We start from the raw sequence: 24453 nt of genomic DNA, 5'->3' as shown, positions 1-24453 counted from the left end.
GCACCCAAACGGTAGCCGTGCCTGGTTAGTTAGAAGCACAGAACTGCCCGGGTATGAAAATTATCCTTGAATCTTTTCAGAGACACTGTATCCTTTGAAGAGGAATGTTTCACCTAACTACGAACTACATGAATTGCATAAAGGAATCAGGGATGCAGGATAATAACGGCAGGAGGGTACATAACGGCATGAGGTTAATTACAGAGGTAGCAGCGGCAGCGGGGATCAATGAAGAGCATCTGGAATTGTACGGTAGATATAAAAGCAAGCTGTCCCCGTCGCTCTGGGCAGAGCTGAAGGACAAACCGGACGGCAAGCTGGTTCTGGTCACCGCAGTGAATCCGACACCGGCAGGCGAAGGCAAAACCCTGACAACCATCGGGCTGGCCCAGGCCATGAATGCGGCGGGTACCCGAACGGTAGCAGCCCTGCGTGAACCCTCGCTTGGCCCCTGCCTGGGGATGAAGGGCGGAGCAACCGGGGGCGGCAAGGCGCAGATCGTTCCGTCAGATGAGATTAATCTCCATTTCACAGGCGATATCCATGCGGTGACGGCAGCGCATAACCTGCTCTCGGCGATGATCGACAATCATCTCTTCCAGGGCAACAGCCTGGGGCTTGATCCGCAGCGGATCGTCTGGAAGCGCGTGATGGATATGAATGACCGCAGCCTGCGGAATATCGTGACCGGGCTTGGGGACGGCAACGGACCTGTGCGGGAGAGCGGCTTCCAGATTACAACGGCTTCCGAGATTATGGCTGTGCTGTGTCTGTGCAGCGATCTTGCTGATCTGAAGCAGCGGCTCAGCCGTATCCTGGTTGGATATGACCAGCATGGGCAGCCGGTAACCGCTCAGGAGATCGGAGCGGTGGAGGCAATGACTGCGCTGCTGAAGGAAGCGGTGAAGCCCAATCTGGTGCAGACGCTTGAAGGCACGCCGGTTATTGTGCATGGCGGCCCGTTCGCCAATATTGCCCACGGCTGCAGCAGTGTGATTGGAACCCGCTACGCGCTGAAGCTTGGTGAGGTGGTGGTAACAGAGGCGGGCTTTGGCGCGGACCTGGGGGCTGAGAAGTTCATGGATATCAAATGCCGCCAGGCCGGGCTGGAGCCTGCGGCCGCTGTACTGGTGGTTACGGTGAAGTCGCTGAAGTATAACGGCGGCGTCCGCAAGGAGGAGCTGTATGCCGGCAACCGGGCAGCGCTGCTCTCCGGGTTGTCCAATATGGAGCGGCATATTGAGAATTTGCGCAAATTCGGCGTGCCGGTGCTGGTGGCGCTTAATCATTTTGAGGGCGATGCCCCGGCGGAGATTGACGATGTGCTGGAAGCCTGCCGGCGGCTGGGGGTCCCTGCTGCGGTCTCTAAGGTATGGGCCGAAGGGAGTGCGGGCGGGCAGGCGCTGGCGCAGGAGCTGAAGAAGCTGCTGGCGCAGGAAGAAGCTGTGAGTTTCGCACCTCTCTATGAAGACAGTCTGGATATTCCGTCCAAAATCAACCGGATCGTCACCGAGATCTACCATGGTGCAGGAGTAGCATTCTCACCGGCAGCCAAACGCAGCCTGGCTGTAATTGACAGACTGGGTTTGCACCAGCTTCAGGTCTGCATGGCCAAAACACCCTATTCCTTCTCGGATCAGCCGCGGCTGCTTGGGGCGCCGGAAGGCTTCACTATGGGGGTCCGGGACATCACGCTGTCACTCGGCGCGGGATTTGCAGTAGTCATTACGGGGAACATGGTCACCATGCCGGGACTTCCCGCCAAGCCGGCGGCAGAAGGTCTGCTGATTGATGAAGATGGCGTGATCTCCGGCCTGGAGTAAACAACGACAAGCGATAAGCGCATCTTCCATAGCCTCACCTATCCGCGGTATGCTGCGGGGGTGAGGTTTTTTGGCGATAAAATATATATGTTGCACACGATAACTTATCCTTCAATTTCCGCTGAAACGAATACCGTCCTTATAAAAGGACGGCAAAGCCGTTCCCGCTTGCGCGGTGTTTCCTTCGGCTTCCTGCCGCACAACGGACATAATCCCCCTCCTCCCGGGGACACTAAGGCAAGGTTGAAGAGATCATTTAAAATTTGAAATTGTGAACAATGTGAGAAAAATCACAAAAACACTTGAAATGTGATAAATATCACAATATAATCAGTGTATAAAGTGAAAACAATCACAAACGTAAACACAAGACCTACTAAATAAGCTTTTCAACTTGGAGGAGGAAGAAATCATGAAAGTAGCAGTCATTGGATGTACCCACGCCGGAACGGCCGCCATTGTTAATACCGCACAGTTGTACCCGGATGCCCAGATTACGGTCTATGAGCGCAACGATAACATATCGTTCCTGTCTTGCGGAATTGCGCTGTATGTCGGGGGCGTGGTCAAGGACCCGCAGGGACTATTCTATTCCTCCCCGGAACAGCTTGCAGCGCTGGGTGTGCAAACCAAGATGCGCCATGAAGTCATCAACATAGATACTGCCCGCAAAACGTTGAAGGCCCGCAACCTGGTTACAGGTGAGGAAATGGACGATACGTATGACAAGCTGATTATGACCACAGGCTCGTGGCCGATTGTGCCTAAGCTGGAAGGAATCAATCTGGACGGTATCCTGCTCTCGAAGAACTACAATCACTCCAACACCATTATCGAAGAAGCACAGAAGGTGAAGAGAATCACCGTGGTTGGAGCCGGGTATATCGGAGTGGAGCTGGTGGAAGCTTTTCAAATGAACGGCAAGGAAGTTACGCTGATTGATGGAGAAGAGCGGATTCTGAGCAAATATCTCGATGAAGAATTCACCGCACCGATTCAGCAGTCGCTTGAGGATCATGGCATTAAGCTGGCGCTTGGCGAGAAGGTTGCTTCCTTCGCCGGGGAGAACGGCAGAGTGACCAAGGTGATTACCAGCAAGGGAGAACATGAGACCGATCTGGTGATTCTCTGCATCGGCTTCCGTCCGAATACCGAGCTGCTGAAGGGTCAGGTGGATATGCTGCCGAACGGGGCGATCATGGTCAATGATTATATGCAGACCAGCCTGCCGGATGTCTATGCTGCCGGTGACAGCTGTGCGATCCATTACAACCCGACCGGTAAACATGCGTATATCCCGCTTGCCACGAACGCTGTGCGTATGGGAACCCTGGTAGCCCGCAATCTGGTCTCGAACACGATCCCGTACATGGGTACGCAAGGAACCTCGGGCATCAAAATATACGAAGACAATATTGCCGGAACCGGACTGACTGAGGATGCTGCCAAGGCTGAGGGGATGGATACTGAAAGTGTCATGCTGATCGACAACTACCGTCCGGAGTTCATGCCGACCTTCGAGCAGGTCCAGGTCAAAGTAGTGTTCGACCGGGCTACCCGCCGCATTCTTGGCGCACAGATTATGTCCAAGATGGATCTGACACAGTCGATCAATACCGTATCGGTGTGCATCCAGAACCAAATGACCGTAGATCAACTGGCCTTCATCGACTTCTTCTTCCAGCCTCACTACAACAAGCCTTGGAACTTCCTGAATACCGCAGGCCTTCAGGCCCTGCCTAAGCCGGCTGCAGTCAAAGAGCCAGTACACGCATAAATGTAAAATATAAAATATAAAATGTTCTGCCGGAGCCCATTCAGGGCTCTTTTTTTTGAATGCGGCGATAGACAAAGAGAGCTGCCTCTCAAGTCAACTTCGACTTGTTGAGGCAGCTCAACTTTAACGATCCGTGTCGGTTACGATTGATTGCGATAGCCGGAGATTATATTCTTGACGGCGATAGGATTGCTCTCTGTGGGTCCAATCTCAATAGCAGGCAGGGCTACCCCGGTTGCCAGATCAATCGGGCGAATCGCTCTTGATTCTCCCACATAAGCCTTAGTGTCGGAGAAGAACGCCAGATCGCCGATAGAAGTGAGTGGAACGAACCGGGACTCGGTGCCCGTAGAGTTGTAGATTTGCAGACCGCCCGTCGGTAAAGTCGTGGGTTGAATCGTGATACCAATATACACTTGCCTACGCGAAAGCCGGATTTTATCCTGGCCTTTGTAACTGGGGATGTCTGAACCAGGGTAGCTATATACGGTTCCCATCCAATCAACTTCCAGGTCATTAAATAGTTTCAGAAAGCCTCTATTATCTTCCATGGTGCAAAACAATAATTTGTTGTCCAGGTAGACGCCGGATACCGTGTTGTCCAGCAAACTTGAGGTGGTAGGCTCGCCCATTAGCTCACCGGCATAAAAAATGAGCATACCGGTCTGTCCAAGAGCGATTTGCGTATGCCCATCCGGGTGGACGACCAACGGATTGTGTGCCGTGTCAAAGGTAAGCTGAAATTGGGACCCGTACGGATGAACGCTGTCATCCGCAATGGATATGGCGGCGACATAATCTTTTCCATCGGCAACCTTACAGGCTACATAGATATAGGAGCTATTCTCATTGCTGGCCAAGGCGAAAGGCCGGCCTGGGCCGACATCCACATTTTTCAAAACCGTATTCGTAAGGGAATCAATAATCGTAACGTTCTTATTTCCGTAATTGGCTACATAGGCTTTCTTGCCATTCGAAGCAACGAGGACAGCAACGGGACGGGCAGGAATGGAGCTCATATTGCCTACAGGAACCGTATTGATAATGCTGTGGGTGCTCGTATCAATGATGGAGAGCGAACCGATACGGGTATTCGCTACGAATAGCTTCTTCTCGTCGGGGTCCATGGCCATAGCGCCAGGGTTGGCACCTACCTGAATCCGCTTGATGATCCGAGCTTCAACAGGATCAATGACGGCGACATAGCCATGTTGATAGTCAATTTCATAAGTTACATAGACATATGGATCGCGTGAGGGTAGTTTCCTGCTGCTGTTTGCTTCTGCCTTGTTTGGATTCATGGATTAATCCCCTTTCCTGGATTGAACCGGATGGACTTCCCGGACCCGAGGGACCGGCTGGTCAGATGGGCAGGCGCGCCGGATTGAATCCGGATGCCGCATCTCCGAAGTCTGCTGTAGGGTATGCATGGATTCTCCAGCCCGACTAGCATAACGTCCTGCCAGACTGCAAAAAAGGGCGTAAATAACGAAGAATAATAGATTCCCATCAGGAATGCCCATAGGAAGAACTGCCTCTTTAGGGGAGACATCGGTTTTCTGCGTATACCGCACCACCAGATTTTATGGTAAATTTGACATGTCAGTGAAAACTTTCACGTTGTTTTTCTGATAGTGACTTTTATCACGTAAATGTGATTGTGATCACGTTACAATGGCATAAAGGAACAAATTTTAAGTAATTAGAAGGGGATAGGAATCATGGCTTATAACAAACCGCAGGGAATCGCTGAGGTCACGGTTGAGAACGGAGTTAAGAAGGCGCATAATCCGCTCAGCACTGTACTTATTCTTGGTTTCTTGGGAGGAGCGTTTATCGCGCTCGGATTTTTGCTGGATATTCGGGTCATTGCAGGTGCGCCTGCCGAGTGGGGGTCCATTGCCAACTTCATCGGAGCGGCGGTGTTCCCGGTCGGACTGATCCTGGTGCTGCTTGCCGGAGGGGAACTGCTGACAGGGAATATGATGGCGGTGCCGCTGGCTTTTATTGCGAAGAAGATTTCGTTCTGGGAAGTCATTAAGAACCTCGTGCTGATTACTCTCAGCAATCTGGCAGGTGCCTTGTTCGTGGCTTATTTCTTCGGTCACATCGTTGGCCTTACATCTGATGGTGTGTATCTGGAGAAGCTGGTAAGTATGGCGGAGCATAAGATTGATGCTACCTTCCTGCAGGCCTTCATCTCCGGGATCGGCTGTAACTGGCTCGTGGCTCTGGCGGTATGGCTCTCCTATGGGGCAGACAATTTCAGCGGCAAAATCCTCGGTATCTGGTTCCCGACCATGGCGTTTGTGGCTATCGGCTTCCAGCACGTTGTAGCTAACATGTTCCTTATCCCTGCTGCGATCTTTGAAGGACATTTCACCTGGGCACAGTATGCCGCCAACTTCGTTCCGGTCTGGCTGGGCAATCTGACGGGCGGCGCGATCTTCGTGGCTGCCGCATACTGGATGGCCTATCTGCGCAAGGACCCGGCGGCTGTAACATCTGTTGAAGGAATCCCCGCTCAAGGGCTGAAGAAACACGCTTAAAGAAGAATCAGCCGGTTAACACCGGCGTGTGTGATAGTTTGACCCAAGCACTTCCTGGCTTTCCGGCGTCCCGCTTTGCGGGGAGCTTGGAGGACGGGGAGTGTTTTTTTGTGAATATAAGAAGATGCTCCGCTTCCAGACATAACAAAATTCACCGTGCAATCCGATTCGGGGGAACGAAATCGGGCTTCACGGTGAATCAATTAGGGAGTGTTTCATATGGATTATTACCCTGGCTTTCAGAGAACGAATCACCCTGAACCATCCGATTTTCTTTACGTGCGAATGGCCTGGTTATAGAATATAAATATCGCCGCAGGCGGGAATGGATGGCTGAATTTCACCTGGCTTATTCGTCGGTTGCACGCGATAAAGCGTTAATGCGTATGCTTGCCCTTCGCCCTGTTTTGGGATGATACTGGATGAATTAATGACAGCTATGTTACAGGGGATGACAGACAAGTTATGAGATTTATGCAGGCCTATCCGAAGGAAATTAAAGTATTCTTGATTGCCAGTCTGATTAATGCAACCGGCAGTGCGCTGATGTGGCCGCTGGTTACCATGTATGTATTCGATGAGCTGGGACGCAGTATGAAGGACGCGGGAATCGTGCTGCTGGTGCAGTCTCTCGGCGGAATTGCCGGACAACTGCTGGGCGGCTCTTTATACCATAAGGTAGGGGTGAACCGGCTGATTGTCGGCGCCTTGGCGATGAACGCCCTGACCCTGTTTGCGCTCCCATGGGCAAGCGGCAGCTGGAGCGTATTCATTATAGTTATGGGCCTGATGGGATTGTTCAACTCGCTCTCACTCCCGGCCATTCAGGCATTTATCGGCTTCCGGTTCGCGGAGCAGCGGGCGGAGCTGTTCAATATCATCTATGTTGCGAATAATATCGGGGTTGCCCTGGGGACGTCCCTGAGCGGCTTCCTGGGCAATTATATGCTAAGCTTTGTGCTGAACGGGGTGACCTCGGCGGTGTTTGCCTGCTTCTTCTTCGTCTATCTGCGCAAGGTGGGGGCAGCACCGGCTCATAGCACTGTAACGAAAAAGCAACCGCAGAACGAAGTGTCCGGCTGGAAGCTGCTGGGGAATATACGGATCTATCTGTACATGGCTGTGGGTTCGATGTTTCTCTTAATAGGCAATTCGATCTGGAATAGCGGAGTCTCGCCGTTTATTATCTCGGAGGGCTGGTCGAAGCAGCTATACGGCTTCCTCTGGACGCTGAATGGCGTGCTGATCTTCGCAGCGCAGCCGCTGGTCAGTCTGATCAAACGCGGGTTCGCGCAGACGTCCACCGCACAGATGACGGCAAGTGCAGTGTTCTATCTGGCCGGGTATGCTGTAATTCTGTTTATGCCAAGCTATCCGGGGATGCTGCTGGGAATGGTGCTGGCTACACTAGGTGAGATGCTGATCTCTCCGGCGATGCCGTCCTTCATCTCAGAGCATGCCCAGCGCAGCGCGCCGTTCTACCTTGGGCTTAGCGGCGGGATCGGCGCAATCGGCCGGGTCATCGGCCCTTATCTGATGGGGGTTCAATTCGACAGGGGCGGTCTTGCGCCAACAGGCTGGCTGGCTTGCGGCATGGCGGTTCTGTCAGTGGGCTTCTTTGCGGTCCATGCCTACATTAACCGTTCAGCTGTACAGCTTGAGCGCAAGACTGTATAAATGTTCATACTGTAACTAATCCTTTCATTAACTGACGGGTAAGGCGAGGGGTGTACAACATGCAACAACTTAACAGAGATTCTGCTCTGCTCATCCGGCCCTCCGAGATCAGGGATGTCCGTGAGCTGATTGTGCTTGATAATATGATCTGGACGGAGGATACAACACCGGGGCCGCTGATGTGGCGTTCGCGGGAGGATTATCTGCTGCATGCGCCGCCCGGCTCCCAGCTCGTAGCCTTGCAGGACGGCGAGCTGTGCGGTTACGTGGGCTTCGGCTGCCCCAGCGGAATGGAGAGTAACCGCCATGTCTGCGAGGTGAATATTGCGGTGCATCCGCGCTTTCAGCGGATGGGCGTAGGCAGCCGTCTGCTTGCGGAGATCAAGCGCCATGCCGCCGAGCATGGAATCCGCAAGCTGCGCTTGCGGGTGCTCTCCTGCAACACACCGGCGCTCCTGTTCTACCGCAAATGCGGATTCGAGGAAGAGGGACGGCTGCGGGAGGAGTTCTACTTAAGCGGACGTTATGTGGATGAAGTATTTATGAGCTGCAGGCTGACGGGAGGAGAAGGGGATGGAGACTGAAGTGAAGATGCAAGTCGTCTCGCTGAATGTAGGCGAGCCGACGACGGTGGAGTACCGCGGCAAGCCGCTGGACACCGGAATCTACAAACTGCCGGTAGCCGGGCCGCTTGCGCTTCGGGCCGGAGGGTTCGCCGGGGACGGGCAAGCGGACCTTGTGAACCATGGCGGCCCCGACAAGGCTGTCTGTGTCTATCCGATTGAGCATTATGCTTACTGGGAAGAGCAACTCGGCCGGAAGCTGGAGTATTCCGCCTTCGGCGAGAATATCACAGCGCGCGGACTGTTGGAGACCGAGGTCTGCATCGGGGACGTCTACGAAGTGGGTACTGCACTGCTTCAGGTGAGCCAGCCGCGTTTCCCGTGCTTCAAGCTCTCGCAAAAGCACGGACCGGCGGACATGCCTGCACGGGTGCTAACCACCGGGTATAGCGGATTCTATTTCCGGGTACTGCGTGAAGGACGGGTGGCAAGCGGTGACCGGATTGTTAAGCTGGAGAGCGGCGCGGGCAGCTTCCCGGTGAAGCAGGTGCTGTACTCGATGGAGCATGGGCGTAAGGATCATACCGGTCTGGCTGAGCTGGCCGGACTGGAGAGCCTTGCGGCTGGTATCCGTGAGCGTTTCCGGGGCTGGCTGGAGGCTGCGGAGAAATAGGACGGCTAAGGGCAGTCCGAGGACGAGCAGGGGCAGACTAAGGGCAGCCTGAGCGTAGATCAACATGCTGTGGGCAGACCAAGGTGAGTCCGAGGGTAGATCAAGGGCATGCTGTGGGTAGACCAAGGAGAGTCTGAGGGTAGATCAAGGGCGTGCTGTGGCATACCAAGGAGAGAGCCAGGGTAGATCAAGGGCGTGCTGTGGGCAGACCGAGGAGAGCGCCAGGGTAGACCGAGAATAGACCAAGGACGGCCCAAGGGTAGACCGAGGGTAGACCGAGAACAGATCAAAGACGGCCCAAAGGTAGACCAGGGACAGTGGTAGGATAGACCAAGAACAGCCCCAGGGTCGACCAAGAGCCGACCAAGGGCCAGGGCCGACCAAGATCCCAGGACAAGGAAGGGATAACCCCAAAGAACCCCCGAGCAGGTACGAGAGCTCCGGGGGTTCTTGTTGTTAAGGAGTATCCCGCCTGGCAAGCTGCTGAACCCGCTCAAGGTGGGCGAGAGCAGGAGCATGAGCGGGAATGAGGAGCCGAAGTGTCTCAGGACCGGGCTCCCGGCTGGCTCCTGCAATAAGCAAGTGGAATAATGCTTCTTAATTCGTCGATTTCTGCTAATAATAAGGAAGCAAGTGGATAAACAACATCTAATATCGTTCGTTTCCACTACATGGGATGAAATGTGATTATTTAAGTGTTGTTAATCCAACTACTGTAGCAGCAGAGGGCGTTCGTTCATCAGCAAGTGGACAAAATCCAACTAAAATCGGTCACGGGCAGACTCGAACACTAGAACACCAGGAAACCAGCACGCCAGCACCCTAGCAGCCAACACCCCAGCACATCGGCACCTCAGCAGCCAGCACCCCAGCACATCGGCATCTCAGCACCCAGAACGCCAGCCACCAGCACCCCAGGCACCAGAACACCAGGCCACCAGAACACCAGCCACCAGCACGCTAGCAGCCAGCACCCCCGAACTTGTCCGTTTCCGCTCCTAAGGCAAGGCCCCTCCGGGGTCAGGCCAGCAGCTTCCATTCGCTGCGCAGCAGGCCGTATACCGCGTGGTTCACATAACCGGCAGGCAGCTTCTCCGCCTGGCGGATCACGCCTTCAAAGATAAATCCGAGCCGTTCAGGAATAGCTCTGCTTGCCATATTACCGGTGGCACAGCGGACTTCGATGCGGTTCAGCTCCAGCTCCAGCAGGGCGTAATCCACGAATACCCGGCAGGCGCTGGTCATATAGCCTTTGCCTTCGTAGCCTTCGCCAAGCCAGTAGCCGATGCCGACAGAGCGGTTATGCCAGTCAATCTCGTGATACCCGATGATTCCGGCCAATTCCTCCCGCACCCATAGCCCGGCGGTGAAGCCGCCGTTATCAATGCCTTGCTTCACGGAATTCTTAATAAAGGTGGAGAGATGAGCCTGCTCCGTTACGCCGTCCACCCAAGGCAGCCACTGCCTGAGCCGGTGGCGGGAACGTTCCACCAGGGCGAACATCTGGCGGGAATGCTCCGGCATGAGCAGCTTCAGCTTCAGATCTTCATCAATGACATAATTAAACATGCGGCTGCCCCCTATGCGGTTTAAGATATAAGTTCTCGCCTAATTAACGTTTGATCCACTCCAGTGCGTAGATGTCTTCCTCCAGGGCCTGCATACGCTGGCCGACTAGCGTACGGCAGTCGCTAAGCGCTCCGTTATAGATCGCCGGTCCCAGCTCCTTCAGGAAGAATTCCAGCAGATTGTCTGCTGCCAGGTGGCCGATGGTCTCCCCGCGCTCGGCTTCAAAGTAGGCACGAATGTTATCATTGATCATGTCCCGCTGTTCTTTGGGCAGTTTAACCGGTTTCATAAGTATCCCTCTCTTCTCGTTATTCCTATATTTATCATGCTACTCCATCGCCGGGAGAGAAGTCAAAGGATGCGGCGGGTGCTTAACTTTTATTGAACATTCCCTGCTTAACGGGTATATTAGTAGGAAACATGTTCATACAAGGAAGTAGTTATATTACAGAATGAAAGGTTGATCATTGTGGAGAATCAGGGCACACCCTCCAATTTCATTAAGAACGTCATTACCGAAGATCTCCGCTCGGGTAAGGTTAAGGAAGTCGTTACCCGCTTTCCGCCGGAGCCGAACGGTTATTTACATATCGGACATGCCAAGGCGATCTGGATTAACTTTACACTGGCAGATGAATTCGGCGGCAAAACCCATCTGAGATTCGATGACACGAATCCGGTCAAGGAAGATACCGAGTACGTGAACTCCATCCAGGAGGATGTGAAATGGCTCGGGTATGAATGGGAGGAGCTGCGGTTCGCCTCGGATTATTTCGGGGAGATGTATGCGCGGGCCGAGCTGCTGATCAAGAAGGGCAAAGCCTATGTCGATGATCTCAGCGCCGAGCAGATCCGCGAGTTCCGGGGAACACTGACCGAGCCGGGGAAGAACAGTCCGTACCGTGAACGTGGCATTGAAGAGAATCTGGATCTGTTCCACCGGATGCGGGCAGGGGAATTCAAGGACGGTGAGAAGGTGCTGCGCGCCAAAATCGACATGTCCTCCCCGAACATCAATCTGCGTGACCCAGTTATTTACCGGATCTCACACTCCCATCATCATAATACGGGAGATGAGTGGTGCATCTATCCGATGTATACCTTCGCACATCCGTTGGAGGATGCTATCGAGCATGTCACCCACTCCCTCTGCTCTCTGGAGTTCGAGGATCAGCGCCCCTTCTATGACTGGGTTGTCGCTGAATGTGAGATGGAGGCTGCACCGCATCAGTATGAATTCGGACGCCTCAATCTGGCCCAGACCGTTACCAGCAAGCGCAAGCTGAAGCTGCTGGTGGATGAAGGCCATGTAGACGGCTGGGATGATCCCCGCATGCCGACGATCTCAGGACTACGCCGCCGTGGATATACGCCGGAGGCGATCCGCAGCTTCGTACACGAGACCGGGATCTCCAAGAGCCAGGGTCTGGTGGACCTGCAGATGCTGGAACACTTCATCCGCGAAGATCTCAAGCTGACGGTTCCCCGGACGATGTCGGTGCTGCGGCCGCTGAAGGTAGTGATTACGAATTATCCGGAAGGTGAGACCGAATATTTCGAGATTGAGAATAATGTTGAGAACCCGGAGATGGGCAACCGCCTGATTCCGTTCTCCCGTGAAATTTATATTGAACGCGATGACTTCATGGAGGTTCCGCCGAATAAGTATTTCCGCTTGTTCCCGGGCAATGAAGTGCGTCTGAAGAATGCTTATTTCATCAAGTGCAACGATTTCATCAAGGATGAGAATGGCGAAGTTGTGGAGCTGCACTGCACCTATGATCCGGAGACGAAGAGCGGCAGCGGCTTCACTGGACGCAAGGTCAAGGGAACGCTGCACTGGGTCGATGCCAGCCAGGCTGTACCGGCGGAATTCCGCCTGTATGAGCCGCTGATCTCTGCAGAAGAACCTGAGCCGGATGCCGAGATTGAAGGTCTGGAGACTTCTGAGGGTAAGCCGGAGCCGACCTTCCTGGATCAGCTGAATCCGAAGTCCATCGAGATCCTCCAGGGCTTCGTGGAACCGGGCCTGAAGGACAGCGTGCCGCAGGACAAGTTCCAGTTCTTCCGCCACGGGTATTTCAACGTAGACAGCAAATATTCGTCGCCGGACCATCTGGTATTCAATCTGGTAGTGCCGCTCAAAAGCTCCTTCCAGCCCAAGCAAGGCTAGAACACTTATGAACGGCAAAATAGGCTTGGTCTCCCACCCGGGAGACCAAGCCTATTCGCTATTCGCTATTCGCTATTCGCTATTCGCTATTCGCTATTCGCTATTCGCTATTCGCTATTCGCTATTCGCTATTCGCTATTCGCTATTCGCTATTCGCTATTCGCTATTCGCTATTCGCTATTCGCTATTCGCTATTCGCTATTCGCTATTCGCTATTCGCTATTCGCTATTCGCTATTCGCTATTCGCTATTCGCTATCTTCCTCCGGCTCATCCTCCGGATCGGCCGGGGGCCGGTAGCTGCCGCGGATGACGAAGAGCCACATCAGGCCGAAGCCGATGGCGCCGAACAGAGTCAGGATCGCACCGGATTGATACATGGTCTGCGCCCCAAGGGTCTGATATAACCAGCCCCCGAGTACGCCGCCGAGAATCCCCGAAATCCCGCTCCATGCGAGCGTGTACAGAGCCTGTCCCGAGGAACGGTAAGGCCGTGGCACGAGCAGCATGGTTAACTGGGTTCCGACATAGAAGAAGCCGCCGAACGTAATGGAGTGCAGTACCTGAATGAACGCCACCTGCAGCGGAGTGGTTGCACCGGCCATCAGCCACCACCGCAGGAAGAACAGGGCGCTGACCAGCGTAAGCGAGGCCAGCAGCACAGGGATTCTGCGCTTAAGAATGAGATTGCACAGGAGCAGTACCCCCATCTCCAGAATGGAGGACAGGAATACGGCGAGGCCGATCATGGTCTTGCTTCCCCCCAGCTCTGTGATGTACAGTGACACAAAGGTGTTGTTCATCGTATTCGGAATAGAGACCAGTATGCCGAAGAGGACGAAGCACAGAAAAAAAGGATTGTAGAAAATCTGACGCATCCCCTTGAACGGCAGGGGGGCAATTCCAATCGAATGGTCGAGCTTCGGCAGGGTAATCAGGGCAATCATCGCTGCGCAGAGCAGTGCCGCAAAAAGATAGGACAGCACTGAGATGCCGGCCCACTCAATCACGGGACCCGCAAGGATGGCAGTGAACGCCCAGCCGAGCGACCCCCATAGCCGGAAAGAGCTGAACCTGCGGCGGGTTCCGTCAATATAACTGAGAATCATGGTATTGCTCTGGGCGAACAGCGGCCCTTGGAAGAAATAGAAGAGCAGAATAGCTATATAGATCATTTCATATGTATTCGCCTGAAATACAAGCTGGGACAGAACCAGCGTTCCTGTCAGCATGACGAGGACAATCCGCCGGATATTCTGATAACGGTCACTCCAGATCCCCCAGAAGGGATTGGCAATAATGGATACAAGTGCGCCTACCGACATCAGGCTTCCGATCTCCAGCTTATTCATCCCAACATCCTGCAGATATAGCGGAAAGAAGCTGGTGAAGAGGACGACTGTTCCATACACGAAGAAGTTGAACCATTTCAGAGAGGTGAAAGACAGCTGCTTATCGAGGTTCTCCCGCAAACTTTGCACTCCTTTCCCGCCAGGGTGTCTTGCAGTCTTGCTGTGGCTGTAAATATGCCGCTCCTATCACTGTAACATTTGTTGAAAAGGGATACAAACCAACTTTTATGGTGATTTGCAAATCAATGGGAATGAGCCGGGCAAAGATAAGGAAAGAGGCCAGAATCAGCCCGAATTCCATATTGTTCCAGATAAAAAATCTGCTATGCGGCTATTGTTCCGGGCCGTTTAACTTCAGTTTACATAGGGCCGTTATTCTAGGGTCTAAGGCGGAAGCAGTCCTTGACTGTTCCTGACATCTATCTGCCGGAAAAGGGGATTAACATGAAGAACAAGCAAGCACCGCAGAAGCAGGGGGCGGCCATGAAGCCCTTCCTGAAGCTGCTGCACCAAACTAAGCCATCCTATATGCTGCTGACGCTGGCTCTTGGCCTCAGCGTGATTTCGACCCTCGTAGGTCTCGTTATTCCAATGTTCACGAAGAATCTGGTCGATGGCTTCTCCCTGGCTTCGGTCAGCAAGCTGCAGATTGCCGGAATCGCCGGAGCGTTCATCGCCCAGACTATTGCCGGCGGGTTATCCATCTATCTGCTGAATGCGATCGGACAAAAAATAGTCGCCGCACTGAGAGACCGGCTGTGGCGTAAATTCCTTGTGCTGCCTGTGTCCTACTACAATGAGAACCGGACGGGCGAGAGCGTCAGCCGGATGACCAATGACACGGGGATTCTCAAAACACTGATCTCTGAGCATCTGGCGAGCCTGTTCACCGGTATGATCTCCATTGTCGGCTCTATCACTGTGCTGCTCTATCTGAACTGGAAAATGACGCTGGTCCTGTTCGCGGTTCTCCCATTGTCGGCGCTGATTCTGGTGCCGCTGGGACGGCAGATGTACAAGATATCCAAGGGGACCCAGGATGAGACCGCCTCCTTCACTGCCGTTCTTAGCGGCGTGTTGTCCGAGATCCGCCTGGTTAAATCATCAGGAGCCGAGCAGAAGGAATATGAAGCCGGACGCAAAGGGATTATGAACCTGCTGGCCTTCGGTATTCGTGAGGGCAAGATCAGCGCACTGATCAGCCCGCTGATCTCCTTCGTCTTCATGATGCTGCTGGTGGTGATTATCGGCTATGGCGGGATGCAGGTGTCCTCGGGGGCGCTGACCGCCGGTGAGCTGGTAGCCTTCATTCTGTACCTGATTCAGATTATTATGCCGCTGACGCAGCTGACGCAATTCTTCACCCAGCTCCAGAAGGCCAAAGGTGCCTCAGAGCGTATTATCGAGACGCTTGCGGCAGAGGAAGAAGTATATGAAGGCGTAGAAGAGGCTACAGGCGAAGAAGGGCCTATTGATGTGGAAGATCTCTGCTTCGGTTACAAGACGGGCGAGAAGGTGCTGAATAAGGTAAGCTTCACTATGCTGCCTGGTCAGGTCACTGCCATTGTAGGTCCAAGCGGCGGCGGCAAAACGACCTTGTTCTCGCTGCTGGAACGCTTCTATGAGCCGCAGAGCGGCGTGATCCGGCTGAGCGGCAAGCCGGTGTCGATGTTCTCCCTGAAATCCTGGCGGGAGCGGATCGGTTATGTCTCCCAGGAGAGTCCGCTGCTGGCGGGTACGATAGCCGAGAATCTGGCATACGGGCTGGAGCGTGAGATCAGTAAGGAGGAGCTGAAGCGCGCTGCGGCCATGGCCTACGCTGACGGCTTCATTGAGGGGCTTCCGGACGGGTACAACACGGATGTCGGCGAACGCGGGGTGAAGCTGTCCGGCGGACAGCGGCAGCGGATTGCCATCGCCAGAGCGCTGCTGCGCGATCCGAAGATTCTTATGCTCGATGAGGCAACGTCCAGTCTGGACAGCCAGTCGGAAGCAGTGGTCCAGAAGGCGCTGGGGAATCTGATGCAGGGCCGGACCACGATTGTTATTGCCCACAGGCTCGCTACCGTAGTGAATGCGGACCAGATTATTTTTATGGAGAAGGGGCGGATAACCGGTAAGGGGACACATGAGGAGCTGCTGAGGGACCATGCGCTGTACCGTGAATTCGCCGAGCAGCAGCTGCAGATGAATACACCGGAGCCACAGGGCCGCGTTAGAGAGGAGGGTTCGACAGGGTATGGTCAAAATACTGGTAGTGGACGACGATCCGCACATCCGCGAATTGGTGGGAGTGTTCCTGAGAGCTGAAGGGATGGCAGAGGTGCTGAGTGCTTCCGATGGACTGGAGGCACTGCGGCTGCTCGAAGAGAACGCGGCGGATCTGGCGATTATTGATGTGATGATGCCGAATATGGACGGCTGGGAGCTGTGCCGGGAGCTGCGGGGGCAGTACGACTTCCCGATCCTGATGCTGACGGCCAAGGGGGAGACCTCGCAGATTGTCAAAGGCTTCGAGCTGGGCACAGACGACTATCTGGTCAAGCCGTTTGAGCCGCCCATACTGATCGCCAGAGTGAAAGCACTGCTGAAGCGGTACCAAATTTCTGCCGCCCAGAGCGTTACCGTAGGGAGCCTGCGGATGAACCGCAAGACTTATGAAGTACTATCCGAGCATGGTGATATTACGCTGCCGCTGAAGGAATTTGAACTGTTATTCAAGCTGGCCAGCTACCGGGGGCAGACACTGACACGCGACCGGCTGATTGAAGAGATCTGGGGTTATGATTATGAAGGCAATGAGCGGACCCTGGATGTGCATGTAGGCCGTCTGCGCGAGCGGTTTCCCCAGGAGAAATTCGGATTCGCTATTCGTACGATCCGGGGCCTGGGTTACCGGCTGGAGGGATAGCATGAAGAGCAGAATCATGAGAATATGGGAAAAAATGAATGTGGCTGGACCTATAGCCGGGATCATCATCATGCTCTTTATCTCCTGGAACGGGAGCTATTTCGGATCGAGATTGCTGGCCCGTCATTTCCATTGGTCCTTCTCTGAATACGGGTATCATCTGTTTGTTATGGGGATGCAGATTATTATTTTTTTCTGTGTGGCAGGCATTATTGCTTTCGCTACCCGTGGTCATGAACAGGAATTCTATGGGCCGATCCTTACGGCCATGCGTCAGATTTCCAAAGGGAATTTCAAAGTTGAACTGGGGAACATCAGGCAGTACCGGCAGTTCGGCGGAATTGTGGAGGGGATCAACGAAATGGCCAATGAGCTAGGCCGGATGGAAATGATGCGTCAGGATTTCATCTCGAATGTATCACATGAGATCCAGTCGCCTCTGACCTCTATCCGCGGATTCGCCGCTGCATTGAAGGATGATAGCCTCAGCCCGGAGAGCCGGAAGCATTATCTGGATATCATTGAAGCGGAGAGCCGGAGGCTGTCTGGCCTGAGTGACAATCTGCTGAAGCTGTCTGCGCTGGAGGCAGAGAGCTTCCCGTTCGAACGGAAGCCTTACCGGCTGGACAAGCAGGTGCAGGAGATGATTCTGGCTTCAGAGCCGCAGTGGCTCGGCAAGGACATTGAAGTGGAGGCGGAACTTGCGGAAGCCACCGTAGTTGCAGTGAAGGATCTGCTCAGCCAGGTATGGACCAACCTGCTGCATAACAGCATCAAATTCACCCCGCCCGGGGGACGGATCACCGTCTCCCTGCGCAGCACGGGGGAGTGGCTGGAAGTGGAGGTGAAGGACAGCGGAATCGGCATTGCCGAGGAGGAGCTGCCGCGGATCTTTGAACGGTTCTATAAGGTAGACAAGTCCAGAAGCGTCAGCAGCGGCGGAGGCAGCGGGCTGGGACTGCCGCTGGTGAAGAAGATCGTCGAACTTCACGAAGGGAGCATACAGGTAACAAGCCGTCCCGGTGAGGGGACGGCCTTCATCGTACGTCTGCCAAACACCAAGGTGATTGGCCTGTAGTCGCTACCACAGAGATTCTATAAATCATGATATAGCAATTCAACTATTCTGTGTTTACTTTACTTAACAGATCAGTTAGTTCTTTAGAACTCCGATCTTTTAATTTCAGCATCTTTTCACTATCGCTATCTTTAATTAAAAATCCATCTTCGGTTTTGAAATCTATATAAAGGCTATATTTAACAACTTCAGTATCTGCGTAAGTAACATTCATTCGATACGTGGGTGGACCCACATCAACAGCCCCGCGTACTTTTTTCGCAGTTCTTATAGCATCGTCGAATATTCGAATGCTATCAATGTCAGTGTAAGTAATTTCCGCTGTTTCGGAAATAAGATTGACGCTAATAATCTCAGGATTTGGTCTGACTAAAACATATATTAAAACAAGCAATATTATCAATGAAATTGAAATGATGCCGATTTTTCTCATAAACTCCCTCCTTACACAAGAAAGATGGAGACTGATCATTCAGTCTCCATAATAAATTTATAACTCATTTGAGTATGTGTTGGCAATTTCACTAAGTAAACTATCCCTCAGACTGTTTTCTCGTGTTATAGCTCTGCCTCTGCCGGTCAGATGAACCCGCCGTTGACGCGGAGGGTCTGACCGGTAATCCAGCCGGAGCCTTCACCGGCCAGGAAGCTGACCACGCCGGCAATATCCTCCGGTTCACCCAAGCGTCCAAAAGCATTGGCTTGCTTCAAGCCTTCCAGCATAGCTTCGGACTTGCCCTTCAGGAACAGCTCGGTCGCTACCGGTCCCGGTGCAACTGCATTGATCGTAATGCCCTTGCTGCCGAATTCCTTGGCGAGCTGGCGGGTGAACTGTTCCACTGCGCCTTTGGTGCCGGCATACATGCTGTAGGCAGGGAACATCTGGCCGTTGACCGAGGTGGAGAAATTAATAATCCGTCCGCCTTGTTCCAGATAGAGGAACGCCTGCTGACAGGAGAAGTAGGTTCCTTTGACATTGATGGCGAATTGCTTGTCGAATTGCTCTTCGGTCGCTTCACCTATGAGCGAATTAATCATAATCCCCGCATTGTTGACCACGATGTCGATCTTTCCGTAGAGGGCCTTGGCAGCCTTGAACAATTGTTCAATCTGTGCGGGCTTGCTGATGTCTGCCTGCAAGGCGGCTGCTGTCCCGCCTCCCGCCTGAATCATCTGAACAACCTCTTCCGCCTGCTCTGGGCTGCTGGAATAGTTGATGATGACAGAAGCTCCCTGCGCAGCGAGCCGCTCGGCGACACTCCGCCCAATTCCTCTCGATGATCCGGTAACAATAGCCACCTTGCCTTGCAATGGTTGCGTCATTTGATATTCCTCCTCGAATTTACTGTACAGATAAGCCTCTTTCCAGCAGGGCCCAGAGATTGGAGAATTCTTGCAGAACACCGGGGCGGCGCCACTCATAGGCGTGAGCCGGATGATGGAAGCGGGCGGTGCCATACAAGACGGATTGAGCCTGTACCCCGGCTGGGATCTCCCCGGTGATCAGCCCTTGTTCAATGCCTTGGGCAATGAGGAGGGCGATGTGATCCAGAAGCTTGCGGATATGGACTCCGACCAGCTCTGCCGATTCTTCGGTGACGGCTGCATACATTCTGAACATCTCGCTGTCCTGCGCGGCATAATGCTGCTTAAGCTCAACGAGCTTAGCGATATAATCTCCAAGCTGCTTGAAGGCGTTAGCGGTGGGCTTCCCGGCAATGTCGCTTAGCGGAGCTACAATCCTCTCCTCCAGCCAGCGTTCCGTTACCGCCTCCCGCAGTACGGCCTTGCTGGGGAAATGCCGGTACAGTGTTCCATGGCTGACACCCAGCAGCTTGGCTACATCAGTGACCGAGGCCTTGTCCGGCCCGTATCTGCGCAGGGTATGTTCAGCCGCATCAAGGATTTCTGTCTTGCTCAAAAAAGAGCCTGGTTTATTCACGGTACCCTTCCCCTTTCTATGGATGAAGCATAGCATAGCGCCGAACAAATGACAAATAATTTATTTTGTCATTTGTTCGGCGCTATTTGCAATCCGGCTGTATGGATTAATTGTATTATCCTCTCTTGATCAGCTCTGCCAGCAGGGGGATTCCGCGCTCCAGTTCTGCTGCTGAGGCATAAGCGTAGGATAGTCTGAGATGCCTCCGGTCACTTCGGTCGTACAGATCGCCTGTATTCAGCAGCAGTCCGGCGCGCAGGGCTGCGGTGAACAGCTTGCGCGGAGGGGCAGAGTGCAGGAGGGAGAGCCAGATGTAGAACCCTCCTGCCGGGACGTTCCAGGTGGCTAATCCGGCACAATGATGCTGCAGCAACGCAAGCATGTGGTCACGGCGATCACGGAGCTTACCGCGCAGGATACCCAGATGCTCCTCATGATAGCCGCCCTCCAGCCAGTCGGCGGCAGCCAGCTGAGACAGGGAGCTTGCGCCGTAATCGCTCTGCATCTTGATGTCGGCCAGCCGCCGGACTACCGGCTCCGGGCCGGCAATCCAGCCGATGCGCAGGCCGGGGCTGGCCGCTTTGGAGAGTGTGCCCAGATGCAGGACTCTTCCCTCATGGTCCAGCGCTTTCAGCGGCGGTGGAGGCGGTGCATCCAGCCACAACTCCTGGTAGGCCCCGTCCTCCAGGATAGGCAGCCCCAGTCTGCCTGTCACCTGCATCAGCTCCCGGCGGCGCTCTGCATCCATCAGGATTCCGGTAGGGTTGTGAAAAGAAGGGATGCTGTAGAGCATCGCGGCCTTACTGCGGATCGCCTCGGCCGCAAGCTGCTCCGGGATCAGACCGCGCCCGTCCATAGGCAAGCCGCTGAATTTCACCCCCGCAGACTGAAAAGCATGAATCGAATACAGATAAGAGGGCTTCTCCAGCAGAATGGACGAGCCGCGCGGCAGAAGCCCAAGGGCAATGAGCTGTAGACCCTGAAGCGCCCCGGAGGTGATCAGGATGGAGGCGGGGTCAGCGGCGATGCCGCTTCTGGCCAGCATCCGGCTGACCGCAGCCCGCAGCGCCGGATTGCCGAGCGGCTCTTCATAAGAGAGCGGAGGAAGAATGCGCTGCGAGAGTCCTGCCAGCACCCGGTTCATTGCTGCACCAGGCAGCAGCTCGGGCGCAGGCTCACCAGTGCCGAGGCGGATCAGGCCAGGCTCGTATTCGAGCCGGTTGATATCCTGGACGGTAGGCAGGTTGGGATAATGAATCCCTTCTTCAACGTAATCATTCCAGTTACCGGAGCGCCCCGGTTCTGCCGGAGCCGCTGCCGGATCTGAATCTCCCGAGGACGGCTGCATCTCTGCTACCAGGGTCCCGCCGCCGCGCCTGCCTTCAATCAGGCCCAGTGCGGTAAGCTGGCCCAGCGCCGTAACCACCGTGCTACGATTGACCCCGAGCTGGCGGCACAGCTCCCGCTGCGGAGGCAGACGCATACCGGCAGGCCATGCCCCGCTGCTGATCTTGGCAAGGAGGTAGGCTGCAATCTGACGATGAAGCGGTTGTGCAGAAGCGGGGTCAGGCTTCCACATGCCGGTTAGGACAGGCAGTGTACCGTTTTGCTCCTGATCAGCATCTGCGGGCGAGGGAGCTTCAGAATGAACGGAAAGGCCGGACACGCCTAAGTCTGATTGTTCAGGTTGGTGTGAATGGGTCAAGGGACAAGCTCCTCCTGTACGGTTTCTTTCCTTAAGTGTACCATGGTGCATCCCCATCCATTCACCTTGGTTGGGTAGGTGGTGGATAACTTGGATGGTTACGTCAGGGGCGCAGCAGGGTACGATCAGAGGGCTTAACGCGGGAAGCTGCCTGTGATGCTTGTCCATCCGGCAATACCGCATGATTAGGAAGGGGGACAAAAGATGGTACAAGCTACTCTGCATGGAATTATTCTGGCCTTCGGACTGATTCTGCCGCTGGGCGTGCAGAATATATTCGTATTTAATCAAGGAGTGCAGCATGTAAGATTCCGCAGGGTGCTGCCTGTAGTTCTGACGGCAGCGGTATGTGACACGCTGCTGATAGCTGCGGCTGTCGGCGGGGTCTCACTGGTGATCCTGTCGCTGCACTGGGTCACGCCCCTTATCTATGGTGCGGGAATTCTTTTTCTCGTCTTCATGGGCTGGAGAATCTGGAGAGCCGCTCCGGCGAAGGAAGAGTCGGGAAGTCTCTCGCCGAAGGGGCAGATCCTCTATGCGCTGTCCGTGTCTCTCCTGAACCCTCATGCCCTGCTGGATACCGTAGGCGTTATCGGCACCAGCTCTCTGCAATATGACGGTGCGGTGCGCTGGGTCTTCGCAGTGGCTGCAGTGTGCGTATCCTGGCTCTGGTTCCTGGGTCTTGCCGCCGCCGGCCGTCTGCTCGGCAGGATGGATGCCTCCGGCAAGTTCATTAAGGGGCTGAATACCGTGTCAGCCCTATTGATCTGGGGAATCGCCGTCTACATGGGAGTACAGCTCTGGAGTCTCTTTTGACGCCAATCTAGCCTCGTATAACCGGGTTCGGCAAGGCGGTTGCCAAACTGTTTCCAAAAGTTCACAACTTCATAATAATTTGAGCCAAATCTATTGAAATTTCAAATCTGATCCCCTACTATTACAGATATCAACATAATGTTCTAAATTCTGGAACGTGGGAGGTGGAGTTACTTTGGAGCCTGCAGCCATGATTCGAGATCAGTTAGCGGATTATTTATCACAGCATGAGATGTCTATTAATCAGTTCGCCATAAGATCCGGCATTAATTCCGGGACATTGAGCCGGATTATTAAGGGCCATCAGCCGATTGCCATGAGCCATTTGGAGTTAATTACTGAAGGGATGGGGATGAGAGAGGACCATTTTTACCGATTGTATGTAGATGAATGCTTCTATTATTCGGCACCGACCTGGCGGCGGCTTCGCCCGTTCATTGTAAAGTGTGCCGAACTGGGACGCGTGGATTGTATCGAGCTGCTGGTGCAGAATCTGCTGGATAATCTGACCTATGTTCCCATGCTTTTTGAAGTCGCGGAAGGCTTGTTCCAGCAGAGACATTGGCCGGCGGCGGCCCTGCTCTATGAGAATGTGAGTGCCAGCGAGAAATACCAGTACTCCGAACGGCTGGCCATGTGCCAATACCGCCTGTTCCAGATCGCCCTCGGTGACGACCAGAGCACGAACCTGCGCGCGGCAACCCTGTTCGAGAGCTACATTCCGCGGTTGAATGAGGCGGATCAGTTGGGTGCACTGAAAGATTTGATGGATGTCTACTACTCACTGCAATTATGGAGTAAAGTAAATGAGCTTGCTCTTGAGTTACTTCGGCTTGCTACAATCCGGTATGATCTTTATTGTCACTCGAAACATAAAGAGGCAGTGAAGAGCGGAGAGAAACCTCTTTGCTTTTATATATTGTATGCCCATCTAATGCGTTCGAATGCTTACGATGAATGTGGGGATTACAAAACGGCTCTTGAACTTGTACCTTTATATTCGGACGTAAACTGGATACATGAAGAAAGTGAGGAAGCGAAGAGGACTGTAGCGCAATTCCAGGAATGGGGCAAGGCTAATACTTATTTGTATCGCTTACTGGATGGACAGCTAGAAGTAATAGATGATTATGTTAATTATATTTCCACGCAACAAGGGGAGATTTTCACAGCATTATTTTATATCGTCAAATCTGCTAACCTGTATAACTGGAATATAGATTCTATTTTGGAACGTTTCTCTGATTACATGCCCTATAGGATACATCTTAATGAGTTCGGAGTGTACAATCAGCAGATTAAAGCTGACCAACATGCCAGATTTCTTGTTGAACTGGGAGTTTATTATCTGCGGAATAAGCGAAGCGAAGGCATTGGATATATCCTAGAAGGTTTGGAATCATCATCTAAGCTTAATAATGAGAGCATCGTCTTCAAATGTGTTGATTTATTCGAGCAGAACAGGCATATTGCTGGAGAAGACGAGCAGATGCAATACAAAATCTTAATAAGAGAGGTGCGGGATGCAAATGAAAAGAAAACTCCTGTTATTGCTAGCCTCGTGTAGTGTTGTTGTACTGATGACTATGCCTGTAGCAGACGTAGTGGGCAAACCTATACAACCACAAATGATTCAAGTAAATGGGCATGGCCCGGGTGCCTGAGTAAGCGGCTGCAACTGTACAGTATCATCTTAGACGTCTTCTGCTTAATGCAGGGGCGTCTTTTTTATGGACAACTCTTATCTCGCCAGAGCGTTGTCAATATATCCACTTTAACAGATAATGCAATCGGACCATTATTTTATAGTTTTACATAAATATCTATAATGTTGCATAAGGAGGAG

General features: G+C 53.5%; 21 protein-coding genes. 13 read left to right on the top strand and 8 right to left on the bottom strand.

Translation table 11 applies throughout. The features are described from left to right. Positions 1-188 precede the first annotated feature (188 nt). Positions 189-1823 (top strand): formate--tetrahydrofolate ligase, encoded by a 1635-nt coding sequence (locus tag KDC22_RS31015; protein ID WP_211721403.1) that lies wholly within the window; start codon positions 189-191, stop codon positions 1821-1823. A 412-nt stretch (positions 1824-2235) separates the two neighbouring features. After that, a complete protein-coding gene (locus KDC22_RS31010; RefSeq protein ID WP_211721402.1) occupies positions 2236-3600 on the top strand; it encodes an FAD-dependent oxidoreductase in 1365 nt (454 codons plus the stop codon). Positions 3601-3740: 140 nt separating this feature from the next. Here the strand turns inward: KDC22_RS31010 and KDC22_RS31005 are convergent, their stop codons facing one another. Then, positions 3741-4901 carry a YncE family protein gene (locus KDC22_RS31005; protein ID WP_211721401.1) on the bottom strand — a complete coding sequence of 387 codons (1161 nt, stop codon included), beginning with the start codon at positions 4899-4901 and terminating at the stop codon, positions 3741-3743. On the opposite strand from KDC22_RS31005, the gene KDC22_RS31000 reads away from it, so the two are divergent. The 5 genes from KDC22_RS31000 to KDC22_RS30980 all read left to right on the top strand — a co-directional run bounded on the left by KDC22_RS31000 (position 4892) and on the right by KDC22_RS30980 (position 9062). Then, complete coding sequence (locus tag KDC22_RS31000; protein ID WP_211721400.1) at positions 4892-5050, top strand: hypothetical protein; 159 nt, start codon at positions 4892-4894, stop codon at positions 5048-5050. The two genes, KDC22_RS31005 and KDC22_RS31000, sit on opposite strands and share 10 nt — an antisense overlap. Positions 5051-5321: 271 nt before the next feature. Next, complete coding sequence (locus KDC22_RS30995; RefSeq protein WP_173136012.1) at positions 5322-6149, top strand: formate/nitrite transporter family protein; 828 nt, start codon at positions 5322-5324, stop codon at positions 6147-6149. 465 nt (positions 6150-6614) lie between these two features. Beyond that, positions 6615-7826, top strand: a complete 1212-nt coding sequence (locus KDC22_RS30990) for an MFS transporter (protein ID WP_173136014.1) — start codon at positions 6615-6617, stop codon at positions 7824-7826. Positions 7827-7885: 59 nt separating this feature from the next. Continuing rightward, on the top strand, positions 7886-8410 hold the full coding sequence (locus tag KDC22_RS30985) for a GNAT family N-acetyltransferase (protein ID WP_173136016.1): 525 nt from the start codon (positions 7886-7888) through the stop codon (positions 8408-8410). Beyond that, on the top strand, positions 8400-9062 hold the full coding sequence (locus KDC22_RS30980) for an MOSC domain-containing protein (protein WP_246553135.1): 663 nt from the start codon (positions 8400-8402) through the stop codon (positions 9060-9062). The genes KDC22_RS30985 and KDC22_RS30980 overlap by 11 nt, the downstream gene beginning before the upstream one ends. 1020 nt (positions 9063-10082) lie before the next feature. Here the strand turns inward: KDC22_RS30980 and KDC22_RS30975 are convergent. After that, the gene (locus KDC22_RS30975) at positions 10083-10631 is read right to left on the bottom strand and encodes a GNAT family N-acetyltransferase (protein ID WP_173136018.1); all 549 of its coding nucleotides are present in this window, start codon (positions 10629-10631) and stop codon (positions 10083-10085) included. Positions 10632-10674: 43 nt separating this feature from the next. Next, positions 10675-10920 (bottom strand): DUF2164 domain-containing protein, encoded by a 246-nt coding sequence (locus tag KDC22_RS30970; protein ID WP_173136020.1) that lies wholly within the window; start codon positions 10918-10920, stop codon positions 10675-10677. Between the two features lie 180 nt (positions 10921-11100). Here KDC22_RS30970 and KDC22_RS30965 point away from each other — a divergent pair, with 180 nt between their 5' ends. Further along, positions 11101-12804, top strand: coding sequence for a glutamine--tRNA ligase/YqeY domain fusion protein (locus KDC22_RS30965; protein WP_211721399.1), 1704 nt, complete (start codon positions 11101-11103; stop codon positions 12802-12804). Positions 12805-13051: 247 nt separating this feature from the next. Here the strand turns inward: KDC22_RS30965 and KDC22_RS30960 are convergent, their stop codons facing one another. After that, complete coding sequence (locus tag KDC22_RS30960) at positions 13052-14275, bottom strand: MFS transporter (RefSeq protein ID WP_211724261.1); 1224 nt, start codon at positions 14273-14275, stop codon at positions 13052-13054. Between the two features lie 324 nt (positions 14276-14599). Here KDC22_RS30960 and KDC22_RS30955 point away from each other — a divergent pair, with 324 nt between their 5' ends. The 3 genes from KDC22_RS30955 to KDC22_RS30945 are packed head-to-tail and all read left to right on the top strand — an operon-like array spanning position 14600 to position 18144. Beyond that, positions 14600-16465 (top strand): ABC transporter ATP-binding protein, encoded by a 1866-nt coding sequence (locus KDC22_RS30955; protein ID WP_211724260.1) that lies wholly within the window; start codon positions 14600-14602, stop codon positions 16463-16465. Beyond that, a complete protein-coding gene (locus KDC22_RS30950; protein WP_211721398.1) occupies positions 16395-17066 on the top strand; it encodes a response regulator transcription factor in 672 nt (223 codons plus the stop codon). The genes KDC22_RS30955 and KDC22_RS30950 overlap by 71 nt, the downstream gene beginning before the upstream one ends. Before the next feature lies 1 nt (position 17067). Continuing rightward, complete coding sequence (locus KDC22_RS30945) at positions 17068-18144, top strand: sensor histidine kinase (RefSeq protein WP_246553133.1); 1077 nt, start codon at positions 17068-17070, stop codon at positions 18142-18144. A 43-nt stretch (positions 18145-18187) separates the two neighbouring features. On the opposite strand, the gene KDC22_RS30940 is transcribed toward KDC22_RS30945, so the two are convergent. The 4 genes from KDC22_RS30940 to KDC22_RS30925 all read right to left on the bottom strand — a co-directional run bounded on the left by KDC22_RS30940 (position 18188) and on the right by KDC22_RS30925 (position 21791). Further along, positions 18188-18577, bottom strand: coding sequence for a YhfM domain-containing protein (locus KDC22_RS30940; protein ID WP_211721397.1), 390 nt, complete (start codon positions 18575-18577; stop codon positions 18188-18190). Positions 18578-18723: 146 nt separating this feature from the next. After that, a complete protein-coding gene (locus KDC22_RS30935) occupies positions 18724-19467 on the bottom strand; it encodes an SDR family oxidoreductase (RefSeq protein WP_211721396.1) in 744 nt (247 codons plus the stop codon). A 19-nt stretch (positions 19468-19486) separates the two neighbouring features. Next, on the bottom strand, positions 19487-20086 hold the full coding sequence (locus KDC22_RS30930; protein ID WP_425516977.1) for a TetR/AcrR family transcriptional regulator: 600 nt from the start codon (positions 20084-20086) through the stop codon (positions 19487-19489). Positions 20087-20201: 115 nt separating this feature from the next. Beyond that, positions 20202-21791 carry an aminotransferase-like domain-containing protein gene (locus tag KDC22_RS30925; protein WP_343221857.1) on the bottom strand — a complete coding sequence of 530 codons (1590 nt, stop codon included), beginning with the start codon at positions 21789-21791 and terminating at the stop codon, positions 20202-20204. 204 nt (positions 21792-21995) lie between these two features. Between KDC22_RS30925 and KDC22_RS30920 the strand changes: the two genes are divergently transcribed. Then, positions 21996-22607, top strand: coding sequence for a LysE/ArgO family amino acid transporter (locus KDC22_RS30920; protein WP_211721394.1), 612 nt, complete (start codon positions 21996-21998; stop codon positions 22605-22607). Positions 22608-22782: 175 nt separating this feature from the next. After that, the gene (locus KDC22_RS30915; RefSeq protein WP_246553129.1) at positions 22783-24174 is read left to right on the top strand and encodes a helix-turn-helix domain-containing protein; all 1392 of its coding nucleotides are present in this window, start codon (positions 22783-22785) and stop codon (positions 24172-24174) included. Positions 24175-24453: the final 279 nt, after the last annotated feature.

Origin of the sequence: Paenibacillus tritici, from assembly GCF_018207515.1 — a bacterium.
Taxonomy (GTDB): domain Bacteria; phylum Bacillota; class Bacilli; order Paenibacillales; family Paenibacillaceae; genus Paenibacillus_AQ; species Paenibacillus_AQ tritici.
Note: the sequence above shows the minus strand (reverse complement) of the source record. Positions and strands in the feature narration are given on the sequence as shown.

Bases quoted from the DNA above. Each gene is read 5' to 3' on its own strand.
- KDC22_RS31015 (WP_211721403.1), top strand. From the start codon at position 189: ATGAGGTTAATTACAGAGGTAGCAGCGGCAGCGGGGATCAATGAAGAG.
- KDC22_RS31010 (WP_211721402.1), top strand. From the start codon at position 2,236: ATGAAAGTAGCAGTCATTGGATGTACCCACGCCGGAACGGCCGCCATT.
- KDC22_RS31005 (WP_211721401.1), bottom strand. From the start codon at position 4,901: ATGAATCCAAACAAGGCAGAAGCAAACAGCAGCAGGAAACTACCCTCA.
- KDC22_RS30995 (WP_173136012.1), top strand. From the start codon at position 5,322: ATGGCTTATAACAAACCGCAGGGAATCGCTGAGGTCACGGTTGAGAAC.
- KDC22_RS30990 (WP_173136014.1), top strand. From the start codon at position 6,615: ATGAGATTTATGCAGGCCTATCCGAAGGAAATTAAAGTATTCTTGATT.
- KDC22_RS30985 (WP_173136016.1), top strand. From the start codon at position 7,886: ATGCAACAACTTAACAGAGATTCTGCTCTGCTCATCCGGCCCTCCGAG.
- KDC22_RS30980 (WP_246553135.1), top strand. From the start codon at position 8,400: ATGGAGACTGAAGTGAAGATGCAAGTCGTCTCGCTGAATGTAGGCGAG.
- KDC22_RS30975 (WP_173136018.1), bottom strand. From the start codon at position 10,631: ATGTTTAATTATGTCATTGATGAAGATCTGAAGCTGAAGCTGCTCATG.
- KDC22_RS30970 (WP_173136020.1), bottom strand. From the start codon at position 10,920: ATGAAACCGGTTAAACTGCCCAAAGAACAGCGGGACATGATCAATGAT.
- KDC22_RS30955 (WP_211724260.1), top strand. From the start codon at position 14,600: ATGAAGAACAAGCAAGCACCGCAGAAGCAGGGGGCGGCCATGAAGCCC.
- KDC22_RS30950 (WP_211721398.1), top strand. From the start codon at position 16,395: ATGGTCAAAATACTGGTAGTGGACGACGATCCGCACATCCGCGAATTG.
- KDC22_RS30945 (WP_246553133.1), top strand. From the start codon at position 17,068: ATGAAGAGCAGAATCATGAGAATATGGGAAAAAATGAATGTGGCTGGA.
- KDC22_RS30940 (WP_211721397.1), bottom strand. From the start codon at position 18,577: ATGAGAAAAATCGGCATCATTTCAATTTCATTGATAATATTGCTTGTT.
- KDC22_RS30935 (WP_211721396.1), bottom strand. From the start codon at position 19,467: ATGACGCAACCATTGCAAGGCAAGGTGGCTATTGTTACCGGATCATCG.
- KDC22_RS30920 (WP_211721394.1), top strand. From the start codon at position 21,996: ATGGTACAAGCTACTCTGCATGGAATTATTCTGGCCTTCGGACTGATT.